Raw genomic sequence first — 3092 nt, 5'->3', positions numbered from 1 at the left:
CCATCGCCCGGCGCAGGTCCGGATCGCCGGCGACGCGTTCGATCGCGGCGGCGACCGCGGCCGGGTCGTGCGGCGGCACGAGCAGACCCGTGACCCCGTCGGCGAGCACCTCGGGCACGCCGCCGACACGTGTGGCGATCACCGGCAGGCCCGCGGCCATCGCCTCCAGCACCGCGTTCGGCAGCCCCTCCGCGTGCGAGGGCAACACGGAGAACTGGTGGTCGGCCAGCATCTCGCGTGCGTCGGGGCAGGGCCCGGCGAGGCCGACGACCTCCCCGAGCCCGCGCGCCTCGATCAGCGCGGCCAGCCGTTCGCGCTCCGGCCCGTCCCCGACCAGGCGCACCGGCGGTGGCTTCTCGAGCAGGGCGAGGGCCTCGATGAGGTCGGCGTGGCCCTTGTAGGAGATGAGGTTCGCGACGACGATCCCGCGCGCCGGGCTGAGGCCGGGAGCGGCGACGCGCGCCGGGGGCTCGACCCCGTTCGCGATCACCTCGATCCGGCTCGCCGCCACCTTCTCGTCCCGTACGAGCCGTTCGGCCAGCGCGTGGGAGTTGGTGACGTACAGGCTGGAGGAGTGGCGGCCGGCGAAGTCCAGCAGCGCTCGCAGTGCCCCGGTCGGCCGGGACGGCGACGCGCCCCGGCGCCCGTTCACCCGCACCGGCACGCCGGCGAGCAGCGCCAGCGGCAGGACGTGGGTGTAGCAGGTGAACAGGAAGCCGTGGCAGACGTCGGGCCGCAGGCTTCGCAGGTGCCGCCAGATCGCGAGGAGCTTGCGCGTCTCCGCGGCCAGGATCCGCGGGTCGCGGCGGCCGCTCGGGTCGCGCAGCCGCAGCCCGTCGTAGGAGAAGACCCGCAGTGGCACGCCCAGGGCCCGCAGGTCCTTCTCGTACGGCCCGCCGCAGCGCACCGCGACGACGTGCACCTCGTGACCGCGGGCGGCCAGCCGCCCGGCCAGCTTGACCAGCTGCGACTCGGTCCCGCCGATCTGGAGAGAGCCGATGGACAGCACGATCCGCAGGGGCCGCCCGGTCGTGTCGGTCATCACAGTCGCCAGTTGTTCGCGCCCGCCGCGATGGCGGTGCTGGCCCGCGTGTGCGCCCCGTCGACGAAGATGCGGTGCCACAGCTCGAACTGGATCAGCGCCCAGATGCGCGTGCTGTGGTCGGTGCCCGCCTCGTGCTGCTCCAGCAGCCGGGTGACCGCGTCGGGACGGAACAGGTCACGCGACCGCGCCGTGTGGTCGGTGAGCAGGTCCCAGGACAGCCCCCGCAACTCGGTGCGCAGCCAGGCCGCCAGCGGCACGCCGAAGCCCATCTTCGGCCGGCTGACCAACTCGGGCGGCAGCCACTCGGCGACCGCCTTCTTCAGCAGGTACTTGGTCGTGCCGGACCGGATCTTCAGGTCGGCCGGCAGTCCGGCAGCGAACTCCATCAGGTGGTGGTCCAGGAAGGGCGAGCGGGCCTCGATGGAGTTGGCCATTGTGGTGATGTCGGACTTCACCAGCAGGTCGCCCGGCAGATACGTGTTGACGTCGACGTCCATGATCGCGCCGATCTCCGAGCCGGCCCGCGACTCGGAGAACGCCGTGTCCAGGAGCTCGTAGCTGTCCACGCCGGCGAGCCGTTCCCGCAGGGCGTCGGAGTAGATCGCCAGCTTCTGCTCCGGCCCGAAGTAGGACATCATCCGCGCGTAGCGGCGGGGCAGCGGATGGCTCAGCAGTTCGAGGATGCGGCCGACCTTCCACGGCGGTGACTGCGGCGCGCCGCGCGAGGTGAGCAGCGAGCCCAGGCGTTCGAGCCGAGGACGCAGAGCGGGCGGCAGCGAGATCCGGCGGGTCCGGTTCATCGCGACGTACCGCCGGTAGCCGCCGAAGGTCTCGTCGCCGCCGTCGCCGTTGAGCACGACGGTGACCCGTTCGCGGCTCATCTTGGCGACGTAGAAGCTCGGGATCGCCGACGAGTCGGCGAACGGCTCGTCGAAGTGCCACGCCAGCATCGGCAGCACGTCGAGCGCGGACGGACGCACCACCAGCTCGTGGTGGTCGGTGCCGTACCACTCGGCCAGCTTGCGCGCGTAGCGCCGCTCGTCGAACTCCTGCTCGTCGAAGCCGATGCTGAACGTCTTCACGCTGCCGCTGGTCTGGCGCGCCATGGCCGCCACGACGGCCGAGGAGTCCAGGCCGCCGGACAGGAACGCGCCCAGCGGGCGTTCGCTGACCATGCGCACGCGGGTGGCGTCCAGGAGCTTCTCGCGCAGTTCCTCGGCCGCCTCCCGCTCGTCGGGGACCGGCCGGGGCGTGCAGTCCAGCCGCCAGTAGCGCCGCAGGTCGTGCCGGCCGTCCTGCCAGACCAGCACGTGGCCGGGCGGGAGCTTGTGCACGCCTTTGAGGATCGACCAGGGCGCCGGGACGTACTGGTAGGTGAGGTAGTGGTGGAGCGCCACCGGGTCGACCTCGCGCGGCATCGACGGATCCTGCATCAGCGACTTCAGCTCGGAGCCGAACACGAGCGAGCCGCCGTCGGACCGGTAGTACAGCGGCTTCTTGCCGACGCGGTCCCGGGCGAGCAGGAGACGGCGGCGCCGCGCGTCCCAGATGGCGAACGCGAACATGCCGCGCAGCCGGTCGACCAGGTCGTCGCCGTACTCCTCGTACAGGTGCACCAGGCACTCGGTGTCGCCCTCGCTGGTGAAGCGGTGACCGCGGTGGCGCAGCGACTCGCGCAGCTCACGGAAGTTGTACAGCTCGCCGTTGAGGACCGCGGCGACGGTGCCGTTCTCGTTGTAGACCGGCTGGTCACCGCCGGCCACGTCGATGATGGCGAGCCGGCGCATGCCGAGCGCGGCGTGGTCGTCGCTGTGGAAGCCCGCGCCGTCCGGCCCGCGATGCACCAGCGCGTCGCACATCCGATGGACCAGCTCGGCGTCGGGTACGCCGGCAGACACGGCTCCCGCTATTCCGCACATCGGCGCTCCAGCAGCTCTCGGTAGATCTGGACATGGCGGTCGACCATCGCGTCGGCGTGAAGGTGTTCCAGGCTCCAGGCGCGCGCCTGCGCGCCGAGGCGCTCGGCCAGGCCGCGTTCGCGCAGCCG

Annotated in this window: 2 protein-coding genes; both read right to left on the bottom strand. The window is 72.2% G+C overall.

Going from position 1 to position 3092, the window contains the following annotated elements; genetic code table 11:
* On the bottom strand, positions 1-1042 hold a 1042-nt coding region (locus tag ACFFNX_RS46275; protein ID WP_378212713.1), incomplete at its 3' end, for a glycosyltransferase.
* Positions 1042-2964 (bottom strand): asparagine synthase (glutamine-hydrolyzing), encoded by a 1923-nt coding sequence (asnB, locus tag ACFFNX_RS46270; protein ID WP_378212712.1) that lies wholly within the window; start codon positions 2962-2964, stop codon positions 1042-1044. The genes asnB and ACFFNX_RS46275, both read right to left, overlap by 1 nt.
* Positions 2965-3092: the final 128 nt, after the last annotated feature.

The sequence above is a fragment of the Actinoallomurus acaciae genome (assembly GCF_042429965.1).
GTDB classification, from domain to species: Bacteria; Actinomycetota; Actinomycetes; order Streptosporangiales; family Streptosporangiaceae; genus Actinoallomurus; species Actinoallomurus acaciae.
Note: the sequence above shows the minus strand (reverse complement) of the source record. Positions and strands in the feature narration are given on the sequence as shown.